This is a genomic window from Actinomycetota bacterium (genome assembly GCA_019347575.1).
Classification (GTDB): domain Bacteria; phylum Actinomycetota; class Nitriliruptoria; order Nitriliruptorales; family Nitriliruptoraceae; genus JAHWKY01.
The window spans coordinates 41,310-65,562 of sequence record JAHWKY010000020.1; the positions used below are offsets into that span (position 1 = coordinate 41,310).

Annotated in this window: 22 protein-coding genes; 14 read left to right on the forward strand and 8 right to left on the reverse strand. The window is 71.0% G+C overall.

Features of this window, described 5'->3' with window-relative positions; all coding sequences use genetic code 11:
* Nucleotides 1-4 precede the first annotated feature (4 nt).
* Entirely contained in the window at nt 5-1,132 is a 1,128-nt protein-coding gene (locus tag KY469_14105; protein MBW3664229.1) for an acyl-CoA dehydrogenase family protein, read from the reverse strand.
* Nucleotides 1,133-1,232: 100 nt separating this feature from the next.
* On the opposite strand from KY469_14105, the gene KY469_14110 reads away from it, so the two are divergent.
* The 5 genes from KY469_14110 to KY469_14130 are packed head-to-tail and all read left to right on the forward strand — an operon-like array spanning nt 1,233 to nt 6,279.
* Nucleotides 1,233-2,084 (forward strand): LLM class flavin-dependent oxidoreductase, encoded by an 852-nt coding sequence (locus tag KY469_14110; protein MBW3664230.1) that lies wholly within the window; start codon nt 1,233-1,235, stop codon nt 2,082-2,084.
* Nucleotides 2,081-4,231: an FAD-dependent monooxygenase gene (locus tag KY469_14115; protein ID MBW3664231.1), complete on the forward strand. Its 2,151-nt coding sequence runs from the start codon at nt 2,081-2,083 to the stop codon at nt 4,229-4,231. The genes KY469_14110 and KY469_14115 overlap by 4 nt, the downstream gene beginning before the upstream one ends.
* Nucleotides 4,231-4,968, forward strand: a complete 738-nt coding sequence (locus KY469_14120; GenBank protein ID MBW3664232.1) for an SDR family oxidoreductase — start codon at nt 4,231-4,233, stop codon at nt 4,966-4,968. The genes KY469_14115 and KY469_14120 overlap by 1 nt, the downstream gene beginning before the upstream one ends.
* 52 nt (nt 4,969-5,020) lie before the next feature.
* On the forward strand, nt 5,021-5,851 hold the full coding sequence (locus tag KY469_14125) for an enoyl-CoA hydratase family protein (GenBank protein ID MBW3664233.1): 831 nt from the start codon (nt 5,021-5,023) through the stop codon (nt 5,849-5,851).
* Nucleotides 5,852-5,865: 14 nt separating this feature from the next.
* On the forward strand, nt 5,866-6,279 hold the full coding sequence (locus KY469_14130; GenBank protein MBW3664234.1) for a RidA family protein: 414 nt from the start codon (nt 5,866-5,868) through the stop codon (nt 6,277-6,279).
* 96 nt (nt 6,280-6,375) lie between these two features.
* On the opposite strand, the gene KY469_14135 is transcribed toward KY469_14130, so the two are convergent.
* Genes KY469_14135 through KY469_14145 form a run of 3 tightly spaced genes read right to left on the reverse strand, consistent with a single transcriptional unit; the run spans nt 6,376 to nt 10,035 of the window.
* Nucleotides 6,376-7,737 (reverse strand): TrpB-like pyridoxal phosphate-dependent enzyme, encoded by a 1,362-nt coding sequence (locus KY469_14135; GenBank protein MBW3664235.1) that lies wholly within the window; start codon nt 7,735-7,737, stop codon nt 6,376-6,378.
* 43 nt (nt 7,738-7,780) lie between these two features.
* Entirely contained in the window at nt 7,781-8,929 is a 1,149-nt protein-coding gene (locus tag KY469_14140) for an aminotransferase class V-fold PLP-dependent enzyme (protein MBW3664236.1), read from the reverse strand.
* Nucleotides 8,926-10,035: a tryptophan 2,3-dioxygenase gene (locus KY469_14145; GenBank protein ID MBW3664237.1), complete on the reverse strand. Its 1,110-nt coding sequence runs from the start codon at nt 10,033-10,035 to the stop codon at nt 8,926-8,928. Before KY469_14145 ends, KY469_14140 begins: the two co-directional genes overlap by 4 nt.
* 458 nt (nt 10,036-10,493) lie before the next feature.
* Here KY469_14145 and KY469_14150 point away from each other — a divergent pair, with 458 nt between their 5' ends.
* Nucleotides 10,494-10,748 (forward strand): hypothetical protein, encoded by a 255-nt coding sequence (locus tag KY469_14150; protein MBW3664238.1) that lies wholly within the window; start codon nt 10,494-10,496, stop codon nt 10,746-10,748.
* 90 nt (nt 10,749-10,838) lie between these two features.
* On the opposite strand, the gene KY469_14155 is transcribed toward KY469_14150, so the two are convergent.
* Complete coding sequence (locus tag KY469_14155; GenBank protein MBW3664239.1) at nt 10,839-12,446, reverse strand: M14 family metallocarboxypeptidase; 1,608 nt, start codon at nt 12,444-12,446, stop codon at nt 10,839-10,841.
* A 93-nt stretch (nt 12,447-12,539) separates the two neighbouring features.
* On the opposite strand from KY469_14155, the gene KY469_14160 reads away from it, so the two are divergent.
* From KY469_14160 to KY469_14175, 4 genes are all read left to right on the forward strand, one after another.
* Nucleotides 12,540-14,051: a benzoate-CoA ligase family protein gene (locus tag KY469_14160; GenBank protein MBW3664240.1), complete on the forward strand. Its 1,512-nt coding sequence runs from the start codon at nt 12,540-12,542 to the stop codon at nt 14,049-14,051.
* Nucleotides 14,052-14,123: 72 nt separating this feature from the next.
* Entirely contained in the window at nt 14,124-15,545 is a 1,422-nt protein-coding gene (locus tag KY469_14165) for an aminotransferase class V-fold PLP-dependent enzyme (protein MBW3664241.1), read from the forward strand.
* Between the two features lie 5 nt (nt 15,546-15,550).
* Nucleotides 15,551-16,102, forward strand: a complete 552-nt coding sequence (locus KY469_14170; protein ID MBW3664242.1) for a TIGR00730 family Rossman fold protein — start codon at nt 15,551-15,553, stop codon at nt 16,100-16,102.
* 101 nt (nt 16,103-16,203) lie between these two features.
* Nucleotides 16,204-16,974, forward strand: coding sequence for an SDR family oxidoreductase (locus KY469_14175; GenBank protein ID MBW3664243.1), 771 nt, complete (start codon nt 16,204-16,206; stop codon nt 16,972-16,974).
* Between the two features lie 97 nt (nt 16,975-17,071).
* On the opposite strand, the gene KY469_14180 is transcribed toward KY469_14175, so the two are convergent.
* From KY469_14180 to solA, 3 genes are all read right to left on the reverse strand, one after another.
* Complete coding sequence (locus tag KY469_14180) at nt 17,072-17,617, reverse strand: bacterial proteasome activator family protein (GenBank protein ID MBW3664244.1); 546 nt, start codon at nt 17,615-17,617, stop codon at nt 17,072-17,074.
* 87 nt (nt 17,618-17,704) lie between these two features.
* Nucleotides 17,705-18,676, reverse strand: a complete 972-nt coding sequence (locus tag KY469_14185; protein MBW3664245.1) for a hypothetical protein — start codon at nt 18,674-18,676, stop codon at nt 17,705-17,707.
* 108 nt (nt 18,677-18,784) lie between these two features.
* Nucleotides 18,785-19,930 (reverse strand): N-methyl-L-tryptophan oxidase, encoded by a 1,146-nt coding sequence (solA, locus tag KY469_14190; protein ID MBW3664246.1) that lies wholly within the window; start codon nt 19,928-19,930, stop codon nt 18,785-18,787.
* 205 nt (nt 19,931-20,135) lie between these two features.
* Between solA and KY469_14195 the strand changes: the two genes are divergently transcribed.
* The 4 genes from KY469_14195 (at nt 20,136) to KY469_14210 (ending at nt 24,097) form a co-directional block, all read left to right on the forward strand.
* Nucleotides 20,136-22,376, forward strand: coding sequence for a cell wall-binding repeat-containing protein (locus KY469_14195; GenBank protein ID MBW3664247.1), 2,241 nt, complete (start codon nt 20,136-20,138; stop codon nt 22,374-22,376).
* A gap of 152 nt (nt 22,377-22,528) precedes the next feature.
* Nucleotides 22,529-22,759, forward strand: a complete 231-nt coding sequence (locus tag KY469_14200; protein MBW3664248.1) for a hypothetical protein — start codon at nt 22,529-22,531, stop codon at nt 22,757-22,759.
* 62 nt (nt 22,760-22,821) lie between these two features.
* Nucleotides 22,822-23,013 (forward strand): ferredoxin, encoded by a 192-nt coding sequence (locus tag KY469_14205; GenBank protein ID MBW3664249.1) that lies wholly within the window; start codon nt 22,822-22,824, stop codon nt 23,011-23,013.
* A gap of 1 nt (nt 23,014) precedes the next feature.
* Entirely contained in the window at nt 23,015-24,097 is a 1,083-nt protein-coding gene (locus KY469_14210; protein ID MBW3664250.1) for a Zn-dependent alcohol dehydrogenase, read from the forward strand.
* Nucleotides 24,098-24,253 lie beyond the last annotated feature (156 nt).

Below are 24,253 nucleotides of genomic sequence, written 5' to 3' on the forward strand. Positions count from 1 at the left end.
CCGTTCACTCGCTGGCTCCCAGCAGCGAGCGGGCGATGATCGTGCGCTGGATCTCCGACGTCCCCTCGTAGATCCGCGTCGCGCGGACGTCGCGGTACAGGTGCTCGAGCAGGTGTCCGCGCTGGAGCGCTCGCGCCCCGTGGATCTGCACCGCCGCATCGATCACGAACTGGGCGGCCTCGGTGGCGTAGAGCTTGGCCATCGCGGATCGCTGGGTGAGCTGGTCGGTCCGGCCCTCGTCGTACGCCGCCGCTGCGGCGTAGACCAGCAACCTGGCCGCCTCGAGCCGCGTCGCCATGTCCGCGAGGGGATGCGAGACGGCCTGGAACTCGGCGATGGGATGACCGAACGCCTCTCGGTCCCGGGCGTGCTGCACCGCCGCGTCGAGCGCGGCCTGGCCCATGCCCACCGCGAACGCCCCGACCGAGGGACGGAACAGGTCGAGGGTGCGCATCGCGACGCGGAACCCGTGGTCGACCTCGCCCAGGACCGTCTCGGCACGGACGCCGTCGAACGTCAGCGTGCCGATCGCGTGCGGGGCGAGCAGATCGAGCGGCTGGCCCGCGAGACCATCGCTGTCGCCCGCGACGACGAACGCGGTCACCCCACGCGCACCCGCTTCCGGCGTCGTCCGAGCGAAGACCGTGTACACGTCGGCCGACGGTGCGTTGCTGATCCACGTCTTGGTTCCGCTGAGGCGCCAGCCGTCGCCGTCGGGGTCAGCCTTCAGGGCGATGGCAGCGGCGTCGGAGCCGGCATCCGGCTCGGTCAACGCGAACGCGGCGATCGCCTCACCCGATGCCACGGCCGGGATCCACCGCTGTGCGACCTCGTCGCTCGCCGACTGCAGGATGGGGTAGGCGCCCAGGCCCTGCACGGCGAGGGCGGTCTCGGCCGCCGTGCTCTCCTGTGCCAGACCCTCGCGCAACACGCACAGCTCGGTGGCGTTGACGGTCGTGTCGGCACTGCCGCCGTGCGTCCGGGGGAAGAGGCGGGGGAGCAGTCCCGATGTGCCGAGCAGGCGGACGAGCTCGCGGTCCACGCGCCCGGTCTCGGGACCGAGCTGGGGCACGACGTGGTCGCGCGCGATGCGCCGCACATCGTCGACCCGGCGCGCTAGTCCGTCGTCCAACGACCCCGCCTCCCGCGACGTGCCGAGGGTGCGGCCCCCACCGTAGCTACGGTGGCGCGGCACGCGTGGCAGGATGCGCGACACGGAGCGGGAGGTCGGTGTGCGGGTCGGAGTGGGTCTGCCCACCACCACGCCCCGCGACGATCCCGCCGTCCTGCTCGACTGGGCGCGCGACGCCGAGGCCGGTCCGTTCACGAGCCTCGGCGTGGTGGACCGGGTCGTCTACGACAGCCACGATCCGCTGACCACGCTCGCGGCTGCCGCGGCCGTCACCGAGCGGGTACGTCTGGTGACGATGATCGCCATCGCCCCGATCCGCAACGCCACCATCCTCGCCAAGCAGGCCGCGTCCATCGATGCGCTCTCGGGTGGACGGCTGGTGCTCGGCCTGTCGTTGGGGGCACGCGAGGACGACTACCTCGCGACCGGTGCCGCGTGGCGTGACCGCGGGCGCAGCTTCGACCGCCAGCTCGCCCGCATCCGCGAGGTGTGGGAGGACCCGGCGATCGGACCTCACGGAGGGGCGCAGGACGGACCGCCCCTCCTGGTCGGTGGGGGAAGCGCCCCCGCGTTCCTGCGGACCGCGCGGTCCGCCGATGGCTACGTCCACGGAGGCGGCCCTCCACGAGCGTTCGACAGTGCGGCATCACACGCGCGCAGCGCGTGGGTCGATGCGGGGCGACCCGGCGAGCCGCAGCTGTGGGGCCAGTCGTACTTCACGCTGACCGACCCGGACGCCGGTGACGCCTACCTGCGCGACTACTACGCCTTCACCGGCGCGTTCGCCGAGCGCATCGCCGCCGACCTACTCACCTCCCCCGAGGCGGTGCAGGACCGCGTCCGCGGCTACCGCGACGCCGGCTGCCAGGAACTCGTGCTGCTTCCTGCCACCTCCGATCCCTCCGAGCTGTCCCGCCTGGCCGAGGCCGTCGCCCCGGTGGTGAACGGGTGAGGGTCGCCATCGTCGGAGGTGGACCGGCCGGGCTCTACCTGGCGATCCTGCTCCTGCGTGACGAACCTGGCCACGATGTCGTCGTCTTCGAGCAGAACCCCCGAGGCGCGACGTTCGGCTGGGGCGTCGTGTTCAGCGAGGACACCCTGACCGAGCTGCGTGACGCCGACTACGAGACCTGGCTCGACCTCGACCGCCACCTCGTGCGCTGGGGTGGCATCGACATCCACCGCCACGACGAGACGGTACGTGCGAGCGGCCACGGCTTCTCCGCCATCCGGCGCCTGACGCTGCTGCAGCGTCTGGCTGCACGTGCCACCGCACTCGGCGCCGATGTGCGCTACGAGACGGCGGCCGACGCGCTCGTCCTCAGCGACGAGTACGACGTCGTCGTGGCGGCCGATGGCGTGCACAGCCCGACGCGCCAGCAGCTGCAGAAGGAGTTCGGGAGCTCCGACGCGGAGCACGGTGGCACCTTCGCCTGGTTCGGCACCGACCACGTCTTCGAGGTGTTCACGTTCATCTTCCGCGAGACCGACCACGGCCTGTTCACGGTCCACGCCTACCCGTTCGACGCCGGCTTCAGCACGTTCATCGTCGAATGCGACCACGACACGTGGCGGCGCGCCGGACTGGACACGATGACCGAGGACGACAGCCTGGCGTTCTGCCACGACCTGTTCGCCGATCACCTGCGGGGCGGGAGGCTGCTGTCGAACCGGTCGGTGTGGCGGCGCTTCACCACCGTGCGCAACCGCTCGTGGCACCACCGCAACGTCGTGCTGGTGGGGGACGCGGCGCACACCGCCCACTTCTCGATCGGGTCGGGGACCAAGCTCGCGATGGAGGACGCGATCGCGTTGTCGAAGGCCTTCGTCGCGCACCCCGGCGATCCGGATGCGGCCTTCACCGACTACGAGCTCGAGCGTCAGGGACCGGTCGAGCGCTTCCAGGAAGCCGCCATCGACAGCGCCGACTACTTCCTCGCGCTCGTGCGCGGCCGCTACCGCGGTCTGTCGCGCGAGCAGTTCGTGTTCAACCTCCTCACGCGCAGCGGACGCATCCTGCGCAGCGACCTGCAGCAGCGCGATCCCCGCACCGTCGCGGCGGTCGACCGCAACCTCCGTCATCGCAGCAGCGGTGAGACCCGCCTGATCGGCGCCCCGCCCTCGCTCGCGAGCTTCCGCGTCGGGTCGCTGGTCCTCGCCAACCGCATCGCGTTGCAGCCGCCTCCCGGTGACACCGCTCGCGAAGGCACGCCCGGGACACCCGAGTTCGCGACGTACGGCCGCGCCGCCGCGACCGGTGCCGGGCTGATCATCACCGAGCCCGTCGCCATCTCGGCACACGGCCGGGTCACCAGCGGCTCCCCGGGTCTGTACCGGGATGAGCACGTCGCGGCGTGGCGCCGCATCGTCGAGACCGTCCACGGAGAGGGCGCGGTCATCGCGGCCCGCCTGGGTCACTCGGGGCGGCGGGGCGCGACCCGGCCCCGTCAGCGCGGCCTGGACCGTCCGCTTCGCGACCACGCCTGGACGGTGCCGGCGCCGTCACCGCTGCCGTACACCCCGTGGAGCCAGGAGCCGGCAACAGCGGAGGCGGACGGCTCGGTGATCGAGGACGTGCGTCGGGCCGCCCACCGGGCGCGCGAGGCCGGCTTCGACCTGCTGCTCCTGGATGCCTCCGACGGCTACCTGTTCGCGAGCTACCTGTCCCCGCTGACCAACCACCGCGACGACCACTACGGGGGCGACCTGCTGTCGCGGCTGCGGTACCCCCTCGAGGCGTTCGCCGCGGCCCACGAGGGTTGGGGCGAGGGACCCGTCGGTGTGCGGCTCACGGTCGACGACCGCGTGCCCGGCGGGCTCACCGCCGACGACGGCGTCGAGCTCGCACGCGCGTTCGTCGACGCCGGAGCGGCCCTGGTGGCCGTCGCCGCGGGCCACACCGTCCCGCGCATCTCGACCTCGCAGACCTACCGGCGACGGTTCCTGGTGCCGCTGGCCGACCGGATCCGCAACGAGGCCGGGGCGCGGACTCTCGTCGGAGGCAACGTGACCACCTTCGACGAGATCGACACCATCGTCGCAGCGGGGCGCGCCGATCTCGTGGTGCTCGACCCCGTGCGCTTCCTGGAGGAGAGCTGATGGGCCGCACCGCTGTCGTCACGGGAGGCAACAAGGGCATCGGCCGCGCGGTGGCCGCCCGCCTGGTCGAGCTCGGCCACGACGTCACGGTGACCGGCCGGGACGAGCAGGCCCTGTCGGCGGTCGCGTCCGAGCTGGGGGTGCAGACAGCCGCGTTCGACATCACCGACGAGGACGCGGTGGGGGCGTTCTTCGACGGCCGCTCGGTGGACATCCTGGTGGCGAACGCGGGGCGCGATCTTGCTGCGCCGGTGCACCGCACCAGCCTCGAGGACTGGAACACGATCCTGGCGATCAACGCGACCGGGGTTTTCCTCTGCATGCGCGCCGTCATCCCCGGGATGAAGGAGCGTGGGTGGGGCCGTATCGTCACCCTGGCTTCGGTGGCGGGGGTGCAGGGCATGCGCTACACGGGCGCCTACGCCGCCTCGAAGCACGCGGCCGTGGGGTTGACCAGGGCTGCCGCGCACGAGCTCATCGGGACCGGCGTTACCGCCAACGCGGTCTGCCCGGCGTTCGTCCGCACCGAGATGGTCGAGCGCACGCTCGCGAACATCCAGCAGCGCACGGGGCGCTCCGAGGACGACGCCTTGCGCGATCTGCTGCAGGTCCAGGCCCTCCCGCGTCTCATCGAGCCCCAGGAGGTGGCCGCGGCCGTCGCCTACCTCGCCTCCGAGGACTCAGGCGCGGTCAACGGGCAGACGATCGTGATCGAGGGCGGGGAGGTGCAGCGGTGAGCGGCTTCCGGTGCTCGGTTCCGGCGAGCGTGGACGGTCGCGAGGTGCAGCGGTGAGCGGCTTCCGTGCGTCCGCGCCGCTGACCTCCGACTGGGAACACCTGCGGTTCGAGGTTTCGCAGCGCGTGGGCACCGTGACGTTCACACGCCCCGACAAGCTGAACGCGCTGACGCTCGACGTGTACGCCGACCTGCGCGACCTGCTGGCCGAGATCGAGCATCGCGGTGACGTCGATGCGCTGGTGATCGCGGGGGAGGGGCGCGGATTCTGTGCCGGCGGCGACGTCCACGCGATCATCGGGGCGCTGCTCGAGCGGGGCGACAAGCGCGAGGTGTTCGCGTTCACGCGCATGACCGGGGCGGTCGTGCAGCGGATGCGCGAGCTGCCGGTGCCGATCGTCGCCGCGGTCAACGGCGTGGCGGCGGGGGCCGGGGCGGTCATCGCACTGGCCGCCGACCTGCGCGTGCTGGCGCGGTCGGCGAGCTTCCGGTTCCTGTTCACCCAGGTCGGCCTAGCCGGCGCCGACATGGGGTGCGCCTACCTACTGCCGCGGGTCGTGGGGCTGGGGCGGGCGACCGAGATGCTGCTGCTCGGTGACGCCGTCGACGCCGAGTCGGCCGAGCGCTACGGGTTGGCGAACCGGGTCGTCGATGACGACGCGCTGATGTCGGAGGTGTCGGCGCTGGCGCGGCGGCTGGCCGACGGGCCGACGTGGGCGGTGGCCGCGACCAAGAACCTGCTCACGCGCGAGCAGGACACCTCGCTCGGGGCCGCCATCGACCTCGAGGCGTGGACCCAGGCGTTCCTGATGACGGCTGAGGACCACGCGGAGTTCTACGCCGCGTTCCAGGCGGGGCGCGACCCCCAGTGGCGCGGCCGCTGACGAGAGGTGAAGCGATGACGACCGGACACCGGCTGATCAACCCCGACGGGTTGCTGCCTCCCAAGGGCTTCAGCCACGTGACCGTCCCGCTCCCGGGGCGGCTGGTGTTCGTCGCGGGACAGACGGCGCACGACGCGGACGGCAACATCGACGACGGCTCGATGGCGGGTCAGGCGGCTGCAGCGCTACGCAACCTCGCCACCGCCGTGGCGGCTGCCGGGGCCAGCCCCGATCAGCTTGTGTCGCTGCAGATCTTCGTGACCGACGTCGCCGCTTACCGCGACGCGCTCGGGCCGATCGGTGAGGCGTGGCGCGAGCACCTCGGGGCGCACTACCCGGCGGTGTCGCTGTTCGGCGTCACCGAGCTGTTCGACCCCGAGGCCTCCATCGAGATCGTCGCCACCGCCGTCATCCCCGGCCCCACCTGATCCCCCGCGCCCCGCTCCGTGTCGGATGTGTCTCGCAGGTGAGGCCAGGTCTCCACGCAGCGGGGCGTGGGGGGGCGGGGCGCGGGGGCAGGGCGCTCAGGCGATGACGGGGACCTTCTCCATGGCGGCGCGGACCTTCTCCTCGGGGTACTCGAAGTCCTCGAGGCGCCCCGACAGGTACTCGTCGTACGCCTGCATGTCGAAGTGGCCGTGGCCGCACATGGCGGTGAGGATGACCTTCTCCTCGCCCGTCTCGCTCGCCTTCTGTGCCTCGCGCACCGCCGCGGCGATCGCGTGGGTGGGCTCCGGGGCGGGGATGATCCCCTCGGTCTGGGCGAACAGCACCCCGGCCTTGAAGCACTCCGTCTGACCGATCGCCTCCGCCTCGACCAGCCCCAGCTCGTAGATGTGGCTCAGCAGCGGCGACATGCCGTGGTAGCGCAGGCCACCCGCGTGGATGGGGTCGGGCACGAAGTCGTGGCCGAGCGTGTGCATCTTGACGAGCGGCGTCATGCCGGCGGTGTCACCGAAGTCGTAGCGGTACTCGCCCTTCGTGAACGACGGACACGCCGCGGGCTCGACGCACCGGATGGTCGGGTCCATGTTCCCGGCCATCTTCTCGCGCAGGAACGGGAAGCTCAGACCGGCGAAGTTCGACCCACCGCCGGTGCAGCCGACGATGACATCCGGCGTGTCGCCGACCTTCGCGAGCTGGAGCAGTGTCTCCTCGCCGATGATGGTCTGGTGCATCAGCACGTGGTTCAGGACGCTGCCGAGCGCGTACTTCGTGTGGTCGTCCTGGGCGGCCACCTCGACCGCCTCGCTGATCGCGATGCCCAGGCTCCCGGGGGAGTCGGGCGCGTCCTTCAGGATGGCGAGGCCCGCCTGGGTGATGTCGCTAGGAGACGCGTGGACGGTGGCGTTCCACGTCTCCATCATCACGCGCCGGTACGGCTTCTGGATGAACGAGGCGGCGACCTGCCACACCTCGCACTCGAGGCCGAACATGGCACAGGCGAGCGCGAGCGCCGATCCCCACTGGCCCGCCCCGGTCTCGGTGGTGAGCTTGCGGACGCCCTCCTGGGCGTTGTAGTAGGCCTGTGGGACCGAGGTGTTGGGCTTGTGGGACCCCGTCGGCGAGACGCCCTCGTACTTGTAGTAGATCCGCGCCGGGGTGCTCAGCGCCTTCTCGAGCCGGTGCGCCCGGTACAGCGGGCTCGGCCGCCACATCCGGTACGCGTCGAGGACCGGCTCGGGGATGTCGATGTAGCTGTCGGTGCTGACCTCCTGCATGATCAGCGCCATCGGGAACAGCGGGGCGAGGTCCTGTGGACCGATCGGCTCGTGCGTCCCCGGGTGCAGCACCGGCGGTGGAGGCTCCGGCAGATCCGGGATGATGTTGTACCAACGGGTCGGCATCTCCGATTCTTCGAGCAGGATCTTGGTCTGGTCCGCCATGTCGGGCTCCCTGGTCGTCGCACTCCCGGTGCGCTGACGATAGTCAGCCGAGGGCGGACCGTGCGCGGGCCAGGAGTTCATCAACGTCGCCCTCGTCGTGGTAGACGCCGAACCCGACCCGCAGGCGGTCGCCGCGATGGTCGGCGATCACCTTCTCGCGCCGTAGTGCGGCGCGGATCTCGGCGGCCTGGGGCGAGCGGAAGGTGAGGAAGTTGCCGCGATCCGGGACGTCGCAGGGCGGGAGCAGCTCGCCGAGGTCGAGGTCGGCGGTGGCGTCGACGAACCGCTCCTGCAGCCCGCGCACGTGGGCGTGGATGGCCTCGACGTCGATGCCCTCGGCCGCGAGGAGCCGCTGCACCGCGTTGAAGCGGTAGAGCGCTGAGGGATCGAACGTCGAACCCCAGAACCGGTCGGCGCCGTGCTGGTAGCGGACCCTGTCGTCGACCCCCTGATCGAGGTCGCTGAACGCGGCGAACCAGCCGGTGTCGACGGGGCGCTCCCCGTAGCCAGGGGGGACGTGGAGGAACACCGCCCCCTCACCCGACATCGCGTACTTGTAGCCCCCGGCGAGGTAGAAGATCCGGGGTCCGAGGGCGCGCAGGTCGACCGGCAGCGCCATGAACGCGTGGTAGCCATCCACCACGACGAAGGTGGCATCGTCGGGGACCGCGGCCAGCAGCCGCGGCAGGTCGGGCACGACGTAGCCGGAGTCGAAGAACACGTGGCTGAGGAACACCAGATCGTGCTCGCCCACGCGCGCGGCGTCGGCGAAGCGGTCGGTGAAGGTCGCGAACGGCTCGGCCGGGACACGCTCGACCACCGCGTCGCCGGCCTCCTGCAGGCGGCGCGACTGGCGGCTGAAGCTGTGGAACTCCGCATCGGTGGTCAGGATGCGGGCGGGGCGTGGCAGGCACGAGATGATGCGCAAGACGAACTCGTGGGTGTTCGGGGCGAAGACCATCGACATCGGGTCGCTGAGGCCGACGGTGTGGGCGATGTGCCCCTGCGCCTCGGGGATGACGGTCTCGAAGACGTGATCCCACTTGTCGTCGTGCATCGCGGCCGCGTCGAGCCACGCCTGCTGCTGGGCGTCGAAGGTTGCGTCGGGCCACGGGTGGTGGCTGTGCGCAGCGACGTGAAGGCGCTCCGGGTCGGACGTGAGGAACCGCGAGAACGCGTGCTTGAGGTTCACCCGCCGGACCACCGGAACTGCATCGCCTGGCGCATGTCCTCCGGCAGCTCCGGCAGGTGAGAACGGGGGATCAGGAACGTCGCGAGGTCGAAGAGGTCGCGGAAGACGCGGTGCCGCTCGGCGGCCTTGCGCAGGTACGCCGCCCCGCTGGTCCCTCCGGTGCCGATGCGCCCGCCGATCATGCGCTGCGCCATCAGGGCGTGGCGGTAGCGCCACGTCGTGAACCCCTCGTCCACGTCCATCAGCGCTTCGAGCAGCCGGAACGGCAGCTGCATGATGGGTTCGTCCCGGTACAGCGTGATCTCGAGTGCGGCGAGGAACGCCATCCGGGACAGGTGCCGGTAACCGCGCGCCATCAACGCGTCGTAGCGCTCGTCGTCGAACAGCGCCTCGTAGTGCGCGACCGTCTCCTCGAACCGCTCGAGCTGAGCCTGGCGCGTCCCCTCGTCGAGGTTGGGGTTGGTCTCGATCAACCGACGATCGCGTCCGATCATCTCCTCGACGGCCCCGCGGTAGGCGGTCCAGAAGTCGAACCCTTCCCAGCTCAGGAACGGCGTGCGTTCGAGCCAGCGCTCGACGTGGTCGATGAGCGCGGGCTCCTCCTCCGAGTCCAGCAGCTGCTGGGCGTGCACCGACGTGAGACGGGAGTGGTACGGCGCCCCGTCGATCTTCAGTCGGTACGCGGGATCGAGGCCGAGTCGGTTCTCGATGAGGCGGAACTGCACGCTCTGGAAGCCCGATGCGGGGATGAGCATGTCGCGGAAGTCGAGGAAGTCCAGCGGCGTCATCGTCTCGAGCACCGAGATCTGGTCGATCAGCAGCCGCTGGATCTCGATGATGCGGCGCAGGTGACTCACCGTGCGCCCGACGTCCCGCTCGGCGACCTCGTCCTGACCCATCATCTGCAGGACCGCATCGAGCTCCCACAGGATCTGCTTGAACCACAGTTCGTAGGCCTGGTGCACGATGATGAACAGCATCTCGTCGTGCGCGGTCGTCCCGGCCTTCGCGCTCTCGAGCCGCTGCGCCCCGAGCACGTCGTCGAGGTGGAGGTAGTCCGCGTAGTAGAGCGGAGCGTCCCCGCCAGCCGTGGCGTCGTCGGTCATGGGCCCGACCCTACCCTCGCGCCCCCAGCGTGGGGCTCCGCGGCTCCTCGAGGCTCTCCTCGCGGAGCCGCCTATTGCCGCGAGCACGTCGCCTCGGCTCCGTACGTGTTACCGAACTGCAGGCTCCGCGATGAGACCCTCGCTGCGCCGCTCCGCCGCGCGCCCCACGTCGGTGTTCCGGTCACCTCGGTCGCTCGCACGATCCTCGATCTCGCCGCGGAGGTCACACGCCAGCGGCTGGCCGACGTCCTCTACGACGCGTGGCGGCATGGGTTGGTCACGCCGCTGGAAGTGGCATCGTGCCTGGGTGAGTTGGGGAGGGTGCGGGGTGCTGCGAAGCTGCGGCGGGTGCTGGCAGGCGCTGACCCTGCGCTCGCGCGGACCCGTTCCATCGCCGAGATCGTGGGCTTCCTCGCGATCCGCGACTCCGGGCTTCCCATCCCGTCGTCAACCACCGTGTGGAGGCGGCGGGGCGCCGTTACGAGATCGACCTCGCCTGGCCGGATCGCGACAAGGGCCTGGAGATCGACGGGAAGGCGTGGCACTCGATCGCGCCGGACGTCGCCGCCGACGAGGCGCGCCAGGCCGACCTCGAGGCGGCGGGCTGGGACATCGACCGCGCCCCGGCTTCGGTCGTGCTCACCGACCCCGATGCCTTCGTGGCCCAGGTCCGCGCCCACCTCGCCGCGCCCGCTCGGTCGATGTCCCGCTGACGTTGCGATGTGGCACCGGAACCGGGACACCGATGCCAGGGAGCAGCTGGCCCAGCCGGCGCCCCGACGCGACCGGCGGTCCGACCAGGGTCAGCGGAGGCGCAGCGCCCCGACCCCGGCGAGCACCAGACCGAGGAACGCCAGCCCGGCCCCGGTGGTTGGCAGCGGAGGACCGTCCGGGGCGGGGTCAGGCGCCGGAGGCGGAGCGGGAGCCGGTGCACCACCACCCGCGGACCGGAACGCCACGCAGTCGTCGAGCGGTTCGCCGGCGACGCTGTGCCGCGACGCGCGCTCGTCGAGCAGCAACCCGATCACCGGCTCCGCGGTCTGGCCCATGTCCACGAACACGCCGGCGTCGACCCCAGCGGACCCGATGTCGTGGAGTTCGAAGGCGGTCCCGACTGTCTCGGCCTGGTCTGCGGTGAGCAGGTAGCCACACGGCGGCGGGTCGGCGAACGACGTCGACTCGGCCTGGCCCGTGCCGGTTACCGTCGTGTCCTCGAACTGGCCGTTGAAGAACAGCGGGGCGCTGCGGTCCTCGCCCTCCTGCTCCTTGACGACGCGGGACTCCTCGGCGGTCGCGCGGACCTGCTCGCCGTTGGCTCGGTAGTACTCCAGCGTGCACTCCATGACGCGGTAGTGGCCATCCACGCGGCGGTTCTGGTTCGCCGCGGAGTCGAGTTCGCCGGTCGGGTTGCGCGGGTCGGGCAGCAAGCCCGACTCGATCAGGATCCCGAGGCTGTGCCGCAGCCCCGCGGCGTTGCGCGAGATCCCCTCGTCCGGTCCTCCGGCGGTCTGGGTCAGGTCCTGGTCGCCGAACTCGTTGATGCCGTACTCGTCGCCGCTGAACCCCTCCTCCTCGAGGCAAGGATCGATGTGGTCCTGCAGGAACGTCTTCGCCAGGTCGCGTACTGGCTTGTGGACGTTGAGGTTGCGGGGCCACATGTAGGTGATGTGGTCGTCGTAGAACAGCGGGGTCTGGCCGTACTCGTGGTGGTCGAGGGCCATGTCCGGGGTCCAGTCACGGATCACACGGGCGATGGCGCGTGCCTCGAGCGTCTCGAGGTTGAGGTGGTCGCGGTTGATGTCGATGCCGTCGGCGTTCCACCGGGTGTTGGCCTCGCGGCCGTCGGGGTTCGCGGTCGGCATGAAGATGATCGTGTGGTCCTCGAGCTGGCTCACGAGCGTGGGGTCGTCGGTGAACGCGAGATCACGGATCCAGCGCAGGCACCCTTCACGCGGCGCCGGCTCGTTGCCGTGCTGGGTGCAGAAGATGAACACGGTCGGCTCCTCCTGCGCTGCTTCGACACCGCGGGGCGTGGGGTGGCCGACCTCGACGAGGTGCAGCGGCCTGCCCTGGACGCTCTCGCCGACGACGCTGACCTCGACGCGGTCGGACCCGTCGGCAACCGCCTCGAGGAAGGCCAGCTCGCCCTCGTGCGAGGTCCACTCGGCCCCGCCGCTGGCCTCGAACTCGGTGGTCGGCGGTCCGTCCTGGGCGAGCGCCGGCAGCGCGATCGATCCGGCGAGCAGCAGCGATGAGGCGACGATGACAGCACGGAACCTGTGCTCAAGCAGCGAAGTGGTGGCACGGAGCCTGTGCTCAAGCAGCGAAGTGGTGGCACGGAGCCTGTGCTCAAGCAGCGAAGCGGTAGCACGGAGCCTGTGCTCAAGCAGCGAAGCGGTAGCACGGAGCAACGCATCCCTCTCGTGGTCTCTTCTAACCGGCAGCGAACCTAGCGCTCATCCGCACAAGTAGCCTGCGGGGCGGAGGCGCACGGGAGAAGTGGCGTGGGGTTCGAGGTGCCGGTGCGGTTCAACCTCGCCGATCACTTCCTCACGGCGCGGCTCGAGGCCGGCGACGCGGACCGCGTGGCGCTCCGGCTCGACGACCGTGACGTGACCTACGCACAGGTCCACGCCCTGAGTCAGGCCTTCGCCGCGCGCCTCATCGAGCTCGACGTTCGGGTCGAGGAGCGCGTCGTCATCGCGCTGCCCGACGGCGCGGCCTACGTCGGGGCGCTGTTCGGGATCGTCACGGTCGGGGCGGTCGTCGTGATGGTCAACCCCGACCTGCCCGCGGACGCACTCACGGCGATCCTGCACCAGAGCCGGGCCCGGGTCCTCATCACGGACGAGAGCGGACGGACCGACGAGGCGGTCGCCAGCGCCCGCACCGTGCAGCACGTGCTCACCGTCGACCCGGCCGTGGGCCCGTCGACGAACCGTGAGGCCGTCGCGACGGCAGCGACCCACCGAGACGACGCCGCGATCTGGCTGTTCAGCGGCGGCACGACCGGCGCCCCGAAGGCGGTGCCACAGACCCACCGCTCCTTCGCCAACACGACCGAGCGCTACGGCAAGGGCGTGCTCGGGATGCGCCCCGACGACATCACCATCTCCGTACCCAAGCTCTACTTCGGCTACGCGACGGGTTCGAACCTGCTGTTCCCGTTCTCGGTCGGCGCGTCGACGGCGCTGTTCGCCGAACGCGCCACGCCCGAGGCGTTGTTCGAGCGCATCGCGCGCCACGACGCCACGATCCTTGTCACCGTCCCGAAGATGGTCAGCGCGATGCTCGATCAGGACGAGCCGACGGACCTGTCGAGCCTGCGTCTCGCGACGTCGGCGGGAGAGGCCCTGCCGGCCAAGCTGTACCAGCGGTGGGTCGATCGCTTCGGTGTCGAGCTGCTCGACGGCCTCGGTACCGCCGAGATGTGGCACATCTTCCTCAGCAACCGCCCCGACGACGTCCGTCCCGGGACGCTGGGTCGTGCGGTGGTTGGCTTCGAGGTGCGGGTGCGCGACGAGGAGGGGGCCGATCTGCCTCACGCCCAGGTCGGCCACCTGTGGGTGAGGGGCGACTCGCGCGCGCTCGGGTACTGGCACAACGCCGACGAGACGGCGCGGACCTTCCGTGGTGAGTGGGTGGTCACGGGCGACCTGGTCTCGCAGGACGCCGACGGCTACGTCAGCTACGTGGGGCGAGCTGACGACGCGCTCAAGGTCGGAGGCAAGTGGGTCATCCCCTCCGAGGTGGAGGGTTGCCTGCTCGAGCACGACGCCGTGCGCGAGGCGGCGGTGATCGGGGTGCCCAACGACGCCGGCCTCACCGAGCCGGTGGCGTTCGTTCTCCTCGGCGATGTCGAGACCTCGCACGGCATCGAGGCGGAGCTGCGCCAGCACGTCCTCGACCGGCTCGAGCCGCACAAGCATCCCCGGAAGGTGGTCGTGCTCAACGACTTCCCCCGCACCCACCTCGGCAAGGTCGACCGTGGCGCCCTGCGCCGATCGGGGACCTGAGCCGCCGCAGGCGGCGGCCGAGCCCGACCCCGATCGGGGACCTGACGCCGCTCCCGGTAGCGTGCCCGCCCCATGGGAAGCTGGCCGCTCGAACCGGATCGCGACGAGTTCCTCGCGATGGCACGCGAGGTCGTCGGTCGCGTCGCCGACTTCGTCGAGACCGTCGCCGAGCAACCCATGCGCCCATCCGACCGTGCCCTCGACCTCGTCGCCGAGGTGCCCGGCGATCCTCCTGAGGACCCCGGCGATCTGGCGACGCTGCTCGACCTCGTCGGCGCGGGCGCCCTCGAGGCCTTCAACACCACCGGCCCCGGATACCTCGCCTACATCCCCGGAGGTGGCGTCGTCACCGCGGCGCTCGCCGACCTTTACGCCGACGCGACCAACCGCTACGTCGGCCTGGCCGCCGCCGCACCCGTCCTGGTCGCCATCGAGCAGTCGGTGCTGGCGTGGTTCGCACGTCTCTTCGGACTGCCCGACACCGCGCAGGGGATCCTGACCAGCGGCGGCTCGCTGGCCAACTTCTCCGCCGTCGTGGCGGCGCGGTCGCAGCATCTCGGCGAGGGCGTGGCCAGCGGGACGGTCTACGTCGGCGAGCACACGCACGCATCCGTGGCGAAGGCGGTACGGCTGGCGGGGTTCCCCGAGGACAACGTGCGCGTCGTGCCCTCCGGCGCCCACCACCGCATGGACGCCGACGCCGTCCGCGAGGCGGTCACCGCCGATCGGCTCGCCGGTCTGCGCCCCGCCCTCCTCGTCGCCAGCGCGGGCACGACCAACACCGGCAGCGTCGATCCCCTGACCGCTCTCGCCGACGTCGCTGCCGACGAGACCCTGTGGCTGCACGTCGACGCGGCGTACGGCGGCTTCTTCGTCCTCACCGAGCGCGGCCGCGAGCGCTTCCGCGGCATCGAGCGGTCGGACTCGATCACCCTCGACCCGCACAAGGGCATGTTCCTGCCCTACGGGGTCGGGGCGCTGCTGGTGCGTGACGGCGAACGGCTGCGACGCGCCCACGCCGACGCGGCGGTCTACCTCGCCGACATCCAGGACGTCTACGCCGAGGCGGGGCTGCCGAACTTCTCGGAGCTGTCCCCGGAGCTGACCCGGGATTTCCGCGGGCTGCGCGTGTGGCTGCCGCTGCACCTGCACGGCGTCGCCGCGTTCCGGGCAGCGCTGGACGAGAAGCTCGACCTCGCGTCTGTCGTGTACGAAGGCCTCGTTGCGGATGGCCGCTTCGATGTCCCGTACGAACCCGACCTCAGCATCGTGCCCTTCCGGCTCCGGGAGGCGGACGACGCCAGGAACCGCGCGCTGCTCGAGGCCATCAACGCCAGCGGGCGTGCGCTCGTCAGCGGCACGGTGATCGCCGGTGAGTACTGGCTGAGGGTCGCCGTCCTGGCCCACCGCACCCACCGTGACCACATCGACGAGTTCCTCGCCATCGTCACGGACGCCGCGGACCGCGCGCAGGCCGGCAGGACGGTCGCGTGACGACGATCCAGCGCGTGTGCGTCTTCTGCGGCACCTCGGCGGGTGACGACGAGGTATACGCCGACGCCGCTCGCGACTTCGGCACCGCCCTCGCCGAAGCGGGCATCGACCTCGTCTACGGCGGGTCGAGCCTCGGCATGATGCGGCTCGTCGCCGACGCCGTCCTCGACCGGGGCCGTCAGGTGATCGGGGTGATGCCGCGTCACCTGACCGACCGCGACGTCCCCTACGAACGCGCCACCGAGCTGCACCTCACCGAGACCATGCACGAGCGCAAGGCCCACATGTTCGAGCTCGCCGACGCGTTCGTGGCGCTGCCGGGCGGGCTGGGCACGCTCGACGAGCTCATGGAGATCTCGACCTGGGCCCAGCTCGGCCTGCACGACAAACCCATCGCGATCCTCAACGTCGCGGGCTACTTCGACCAGCTGGCCTCGTGGCTGGACCACGCCGTCGAGCACACCTTCCTGGCTCCGCGCCACCGCGAGCGGATCGCCGTCCTCGACGACCTCGCTGCTCTGCTCCACTACCTGAGTGCTCAGGTAGCGAAGCGGTAGCACGACGTGAGTGCTCAGGTAGCGAAGCGGTAGCACGACGTGAGTGCTCAGGTAGCGAAGCGGTAGCACGACGTGTACCACCGGACCCGGGGAGGCGATCCGTGAACGACCTGTTCTCCGTAGATGGCAAGGTGGCGCTCGTGACCGGCGGCACCCGCGGCATCGGGCTGATGATCGCCCGCGGTTTCGTCGAGGCCGGCGCCAGGGTCTACGTGGCCTCGCGCAAGGAGGACGCGGTCGCGGCGGCCGAGAGGGAGCTCGGGGAGGTCGGCGAGGCGGTCGGCGTCCCGGCGGACCTGTCCACGAAGGAGGGCTGCGACCGGTTGGCGGCGACGATCGCCGAGCAGGAGGACGAGCTGCACATCCTCGTCAACAACGCCGGCGCGAACTGGGCCGCTCCGATCGACGAGTTCCCCGAGAGCGGCTGGGACCGGGTGCTCGACCTCAACGTCAAGGGCGTGTTCCACCTGACCCGGGCGCTGTTGCCGCAGCTCCGAGCCGCCGGCGACGCCGACGACCCCGCCCGCGTCATCAACATCGGATCGATCGATGGCATCCACGTGCCGCTGTTCGAGACGTACGCGTACTCCTCCAGCAAGGCGGCGGTCCACCAGCTCACGCGCCACCTCGCCAAGCGGCTGGCCAGCGAGCACATCACGGTCAACGCCGTCGCCCCTGGGCCGTTCGAGTCCAAGATGATGGAGTGGACGCTCGACAACTTCCGCGAGCAGATCGAGCAGTCCTGTCCGCTGGGGCGCATCGGCCGCCCCGAGGATATGGCCGGTGTGGCCATCTACCTGGCCAGCAAGGCGGGGGCCTACGTCACCGGCGCCATCATCCCCGTCGACGGCGGCATCGCCACCACACGCTGAGTGAAGCCCTCAAGTAGCCCGGAGGGCGGTAGGGCAACCCGAGAGGGGCGGTAGCACAACTCAGGTGCTCAAGTAGCCCGAAGGGCGGTAGCACAACTCAGAGGTACTGGCCGGCACCGCCGCCGCCGGGGGGCTGGTCGCCCTGACCGCCCTGGCGCAGGGCCTTCATCTGGGCGGCTTGAGCGGCCATGTGCTGGGTGGCCATCGAGGCCTGGATGCCACGGAACAGACCTTCGAGCCACCCGACGAGCTGCGCCTGTGCGACACGCAGTTCGCTCGCGCTCGGCGTGCGTTCGTCGGTGAACGTCGCGAGCGCGACCTCCTCGAGCTCGTCGCGGAGGTCGTCGCTGATCAGTCCAGAGAGGGCGCTGAGGGAGCGGTTGTGGATCTCGGCGAGACGCTCGCGCCCCGCCTCGTCGAGCTCGGTGGTCTTCACCTGGTTGAGCATCGACTGCACCATCGTGGCGATCCGCAACAGCTTCGAGGGGTGGTCGACCTCCTCGGTTGCGCCGTCCTGCTCCTCCGGCGGATCGTCCTGGCGCACGACCAGGAAGGTCGGACGGTCCTCGTCGGTCTGGTCCGCTGGACCGGCCTCGTTCGGGGCGGCCGCGACCTCGGGCTCGACGCCCTCGGTGTCCGACATGCACGTTCCCTTCGCGATGGGGACCGCAAGCCTCGCCCCTCGTGGGCGCGAACTGCAAACGCCAGCCCCCGCCGGACGCTCCCGGCCTCAGTCGAACAGCCCCACCTGTTCGCCCTCGATGGGCACGTTAGGAGGTTCTGGCAGCACGATCGTGAGCCCGTCGGCGGGTCCGTCGTCGGGCGGCGGAGGCTTCGGCGGCAGGGGACCGCGCTCGAACGCCCAGCGGAACACGCCAGCGGCACGACCGAGACCGGCTGCCGTGAGCGTCGCATCCATCTGGTCGACGTCGATGGCGGCCCCGAGCAGCGCCGCGACGTCGATGTCGTGGGTCCCCAGCGGGGACATGAGCAGCAGGTTGCGCTCGACGTCGTCACGGGCGGCCCGCAGTTCGGCGGCGACTTTGTGGTCGAGGTAACGGAGGTTGGCGTAGATCTCCTCCACCGAGCCGAACGAGCGCAACAGCTTGGCGGCGGTCTTGCGACCGATGCCGCGAACGCCGGGCAGGTCGTCCGACGGGTCGCCGCGGAGCGCCGCGAGCTGTAGGTAGAGACCGGGCGCGACGCCGTACTCGGCTTCGACCGCGGCGACGTCGTAGATGCGGATGTCCGACATCGTCCGGCGAGGTCGCAGCAGGATCACGCGATCGGTGACGACGGCGGTCAGGTCGCGGTCGGAGGACAGCACGTGGCAGCGGGCCGGAGGGAGACGGTGGATCGCTTCGGCGGTCGCGGCGAGCAGGTCGTCCGCCTCGTAGCCGTCCGCCGTCACGACGTGGAGGCCGCACGCGGCGAGCGTGGAGGCAGCCAGCGCGATCTGCTCGGTGAGCAGTGGATCGTGGTCGTCCCGACGCGACTTGTACTCGGGGTAGAGCTCGCGACGCATCGAGGTTGGGGAGTCGAAAGCTACGACGACGGCGTCGTAGGGACCGTAGATCCAGGCGCTCGCCAGCATCCTTACGATGCCGTCGGTGACCCACGGCCCACCGGTGGCCTCCTCACGCAGGGCGTGCCACGCGCGGTGCGCGAGCGAGTTACCGTCGACGGCGAGCAGGGTGGTCACCGATCCCCCGATCGGTCCTCTTGGGTGTGCTATCGCTTCGCTTCTTGAGCACTTTCGGGTGTGCTACCGCTTCGCTGCTTGAGCACTCTTGCGTCAGCACGCACGACCCTACCCGGCCTCGGACCCGGAGAAGCGAGCCGGATCGAACAGGCTCAGGTCGAGGTCGGTCGTGCCGTCGATGACGAGGGCGGCTACCGCCTCGCCGATGACGGGGCAGAACTTGTAGCCGTGCCCCGAGAAACCCGCCGCGATCATCACGTTCGGGGCGTCGGGGTGCGGACCGACGACGAAGTGGCCGTCCGGCGTGTTGGTGTAGCGGCACACCATCGCCTCCGACGGGGCGACGTCGAGCGCTGGGAGGCGCTCCCGAAGCACCGCGCGGAGCTCGGACTCGTCCTCGGACCGGACCTCGGGGTCGAGGTCGGCGAGTTCGCCGGTGTCACCGCCGTGGTGGAAGGCCACCTTCGGGCCCTCGCCCCGCAGCCCCGGTGCTCCGTAGATCGCCGGACCGTCACCGCGGCTCCACATGAAGATGGGGAGGTCCGGCGGCTGCAGCTGCGGGTCGTCGGTCCCCCGCTGGAACCAGAACATGCACTGACGCTCGACGACGAAGGGGACGTCCAGCTGCAGCAGCCCGGCCGCCCACGGTCCCGGCGCGAGCACGAGCCGGTCGACGAACAGCGGCGGACCCTGGTCGACGTCCAGCCGGATGCTCTCGTCCTCCGCCGTCCACGAGTTCACCGCCATCCCGACGCGCAACCTCGCGCCGGAGGCATCAGCCACCCGCAGGTGCGCGCGCTGGGCCGCCTCCGGGAAGACGATCCCGGCGTCGGCCTCGTAGACCGCGACCTCGTCCTCGGCGAGCCGGAGCGCCGGGAAGCGCTGTCGGACCTCGGCGGCGTCGAGCCGTTCGTGCTCGAGATCGTGTGCCTCGGCGCTCCTGAGGGTTCCGGTCACGACGTCGTCGTCCTCGCGACCGATGAACAGGCCCCCGGTGATCGTGAGCAGGCGGGTGCCAGCGTCGGCCTCGAGGTCCGACCAGGCGGCGTAGGCGCGTTCGAGCAGCGGCACGTAGCTCGTGCCCTCGAAGTAGGCCTTGCGGATGATCCGGCTGCGGCCGTGCGACGAGCCGTGGACGTGCGGCGGCGAGTGGCGGTCCAGGCCGACCACGGATCTACCCCGACGGGCGAGGTGGCACGCGATCGCTGCGCCGATGCCACCGAGGCCGACGACCGCGACGTCGTAGCGGTCCACCACGCCCGCTCACTTCCGTCCGACGGCTGCGACCTGGACGAGCCTACGGCCAGCACCGCCACGACGACGTGATACCTCGACCCCGACTCCCGACGAGACGAACCGGGTGTGGGGCGGTCGGATGACTTCCTCCAAGCCGCGGCGACCGGCTGCGCCGCGAAGTACGGTTCGTCGGTCGGGCGGCGTCAACGGGGAGATCGCCACCGTGCGTCTGAAGAGCATCGTCTTGCTGGCCGTTGCGTGCGTGGCGGTCACCGCGTCCCCCGCTGGCGCCGACTCCGACAAGGTGGTCGACGTCCAACTCGCGTCGGTCCGCACGAACGGCGAGTCCGGGTCCGGCCACTTCCAGCGCCCCGCCCTCAGCAGCGACGGCCGTTACGTCACCTTCCTGGGGCCGGGGTCGGCGCTGCTGCCGGGTGGTGACGAGACACGCCGCGACATCTACATCCGCGATCTCGTCGCGGGCTCGACCGAGCGGGTTCTGACGGGAGCGATCGGCGATCGCTGGAACCCGGATGTGAGCGACGATGGCCGCTACGTCGTGTTCCAGACCGACCTCCAACGCGTGCCAGCGGACACCGACGAGGACCACGACGTCTACCTCCGCGACCGCGAGACCGGCGACGAGACCCTGCTGTCCGGGTCGGTGCCGGGTGACGCCGTCGAGCCTTCGATGTCCGCCGACGCGGGCACCGTGGCATTCCGGAGCACGGGTGTCTGGGTCGTCGACACCGGAACCGCCGTCGCGGTGCAGGTCGAGAGCGAGGCCGCGGCCCCGCTCACGGCACACGCCCTGTCGCGCAGCGGCCGGTTCCTGACGTTCGTGACCGGTGAGGAGGTGGTCCTCCACGACCTCGAGACCGACAGCGAGGTCAGCGTCGCGCAGCTCGGCGAGAGTTCATGCCCCGTGGTCGAGGGTGGCTCGCGGACGGCTGCCCCCGTGGTCGCCGACACCGGTGACGTCGTGTACCGCAACTCCTCGTGCAGGCCGAGGCTGTGGACCCGATCGGACGGTGAGAACCACCCCGCGTACCACACCCGCAGCGGCGCGCCCTTGCGGGAGGGCTTCGCCCCATCGGGGATGCCCGCGATCAGCGCGGACGGGTCCGTTGTCGTGTTCGCGTCGGCGGCACCTGACCTCACGCCTGGGATGGTCAACTGGGGCGGTGGCAACCGGCCGAACCTGGCGTCGTACGTGCGTTCCGACACCGGAACCGAGACGGTCCAGCTCGTCAGCTACACGTCCGAGGGACGCGTCGTCGGCGGCGACCACGAGACCGACCGGACCCTCCACGACCGACACCCGAACGCCCCCACGATCTACGACCACCCGGCTGCTGTCAGCGCCGACGGACAGGTCGTGGCGTGGTCGTCGAGGCTCGCGGGTCTCGCGGGTGAGGACACCAACCCGGGGCTCGACGTGTACGTCCGCGGTGCCGAGGCGGGGTGGCAGGCACCCCCGTTCGCGTGCCCCGACGGGGCGTACTTCTCGACCGTCGAAGAGGAGTGCCAGGACGTCGTGCGTCGCCTCGCTGGCGCGGACCGGTACGTGACGGCGGCGCTGGTCGGGGCGCTGCACTTCCAGGCGGCCGCGGATCACGCCGTCGTGGCATCCGGCCAGACGTTCCCCGACGGGCTGACCGCCGCAGTGATCGCCGGTCGCGCCGCCGAGACAGTCTTCCTCGTCCGGCGCGACGACGTGCCGCATCCGACGACGGACGAGATCCTGCGTCACTTCCCCCACGCGGTCTCGCTGGCCGGAGGACCCGCGGCCATCTCGGAGGAGGTGCAGGAGGAGCTGAACGGCTTCTACGACCCGGTGTTCAGCCTCGACGCGCGCGACCGCGTCGGCGGCACCGATCGCTACGCGACCGCGGCGCTGCTGTCGCAGCGCGCCAACCGCACCGGCACACCCGTGCACGTCGCGAGCGGTGAGGACTGGCCGGACGCGCTGACGGGCGCGGTCGCCGCGATCCGCGATGGCGCCGCACTTCTGCTTGTCCGTCGCGAGGTCATCCCGGAGGTGACCCGAGAGGAGCTCGATCGGCTGCGTCCCGCCTCGATCACGGTGCTGGGTGGCCCCGCAGCCGTCAGCGATGCGGTCGCCGCAAAGCTCGCCGGCCACACGTCCGGAGACGTGAGGAGGTTGTGGGGAGCGGATCGGTACGCCACCGCGGTCGCGATCAGCCGAGCGGCCTTCCCCGACCCCGACGCCGTCGACACGGTTTACATCGCGACCGGCGAGCAGTTCGCGGATGCCCTCGGGGCGGCCGCCGGGGCTGGCATGGTCGGCTGGCCGGTCCTGCTCGTCCCGTCCGACGGACCCGTGCCCGATGCGGTCCGGGACGAACTCGAGCGGCTCACACCCGACGGTCTCGTCCTGCTGGGCGGTGAGGCCGCACTCGGCCCGGCGGTCGAGGCGGAGCTCGCTGGGCTCCTGGGCTGACCCGGCGTCGTCGTGCTCGTCAGCGCCGGACGCGGGTCCGGGGTCAGCCCGTCACGCGGGTCGCTCGCCCCGTAGGTAGCGCAGGACAGCGACGACGCGGCGGTTCTCGTCGTCGTTCGGGGGGAGGTCGAGGTACCCGATGCCGTCGCTGCGTGATGCTCACGCGGTCGCTCGACGACGGGGTGAACTGGACGACGCAACGGCTGGCGGGTCCGTTCGCCGAGGGGGCGGTCGAGCACTGGGCTCTCGGTTCGGGACCGGTCAGCTACCAGCTCGGTCTCGCCACCGGTCGCCGCTCCCAGCTCGTCACGGCGTTCATCGCGACCGGCGAACTCGCGATCGAAGGTGTATCGGACGTGTACGTCGGCCCCGTGTCCCGGTGACGGCCCCGAGCGCGGCAGCTGCGGGCGTCTACCCTCGGTGTACGACGACCGGGAGGCTGACCGTGCGCATCATCGCCGACTACGACGCCTGCGAGGCCAACGCCCGCTGTGTGGAGATCCTGCCCGAGGTGTTCCACGTCGACGACAACGACTTCCTCCACCTCAAGGACGAGAACCCACCGGAGGAGCTGCGTGCCAAGGTCGAGGCCGCCGTGATGGCGTGCCCCAAGGCCGCCCTCAGCCTTGAGGACTGAGGTGCGCGGGGCGGTCCTCGTCCAGGTCGGCGACGAGACGCTCGACGTCCGTGACGACATCGATGTCCCCGCGCCAGCACCCGGCGAGGTCCGCGTGGACGTGGCCGCCTCCGGGGTGTGCCACTCCGACCTGTCGGCCATGAACGGCAGGTTCCCGCAACCCGCCCCGGCCGTGCTGGGGCACGAGGGCGCGGGCGTCGTCTCGGCGGTGGGTGACGATGTGGACGGGCTCGCCGAGGGCGACCACGTCATCCTCGCTTGGATGGCGCCGTGCGGCGACTGCCGATGGTGCCTCGGAGGGCAGCCGAACCTGTGCATCACCCACCTCGGAACGAGTGCGGGGACGCCCCGCTTCCGCGCGGGGGACACCGACCTGTACGCCATGGCCGGGGTCGGATGCTTCGCCGAGCAGGTCGTCGTCCACGCGAACGCCGCCGTGCGCATCGAGGACGACGTCCCGCTCGAGGTGGCGGCGCTGATCGGCTGCGGTGTCACCACGGGGGCCGGGGCGGTGTTCAACGCGGCGAAGGTCGAACCGGGAGCCGCGGTCGCGGTCGTCGGTCTCGGCGGGGTCGGCCTGAGCGCCGTGCAAGCCGCTCGCATCGCCGATGCCAAGACGATCGTCGCCATCGACCCGCTGATCACCAAGCACGGGCTCGCGGTGGAGCTCGGGGCTACCCACGCGGTGACGCCCGACGACCTGCCGGAGCTGTCGGCCGAACTCACCGGCGGGGACGGCTTCGACTACGTCATCGAGGCGGTCGGCCGCCCCGCCACCATCCGCGCCGCGTACGACGCGACGCGACGGGGCGGCGCCACGGTGGTCGTCGGCATGGGCGCGTACACCGACGAGGTCGTGTTCAACGCTTTCGAGCTCGCGTTCGTCGAGAAGCGCATCATCGGCTCGCTGTACGGCTCGGCCGACGTGCACCGTGACTTCCCGCTGCTGATCGAGCACTGGCGCGCGGGGCGGCTCGACCTCGAGGGGCTGATCTCGCGCCGCGTGCCGATCGAGCGGATCAACGACGCCGTCGGGGCGCTCGCTGCCGGAGAGGTCGTGCGCCAGGTCGTCACGTTCGAGTGAGTCCTCGTCACGTCGCGTGACATCGGCGACCCCCGCCATCGGGGACGAGTTCCGGGGGGCGCGCGTTCGAGGTCTCCGCCGCAGTGCGAAACCGCTTGAGCCGGTCCCCCGTCTAGCCGGTCGATGTGCCGGTCTCGTTGCGATCTGGCACCGGAA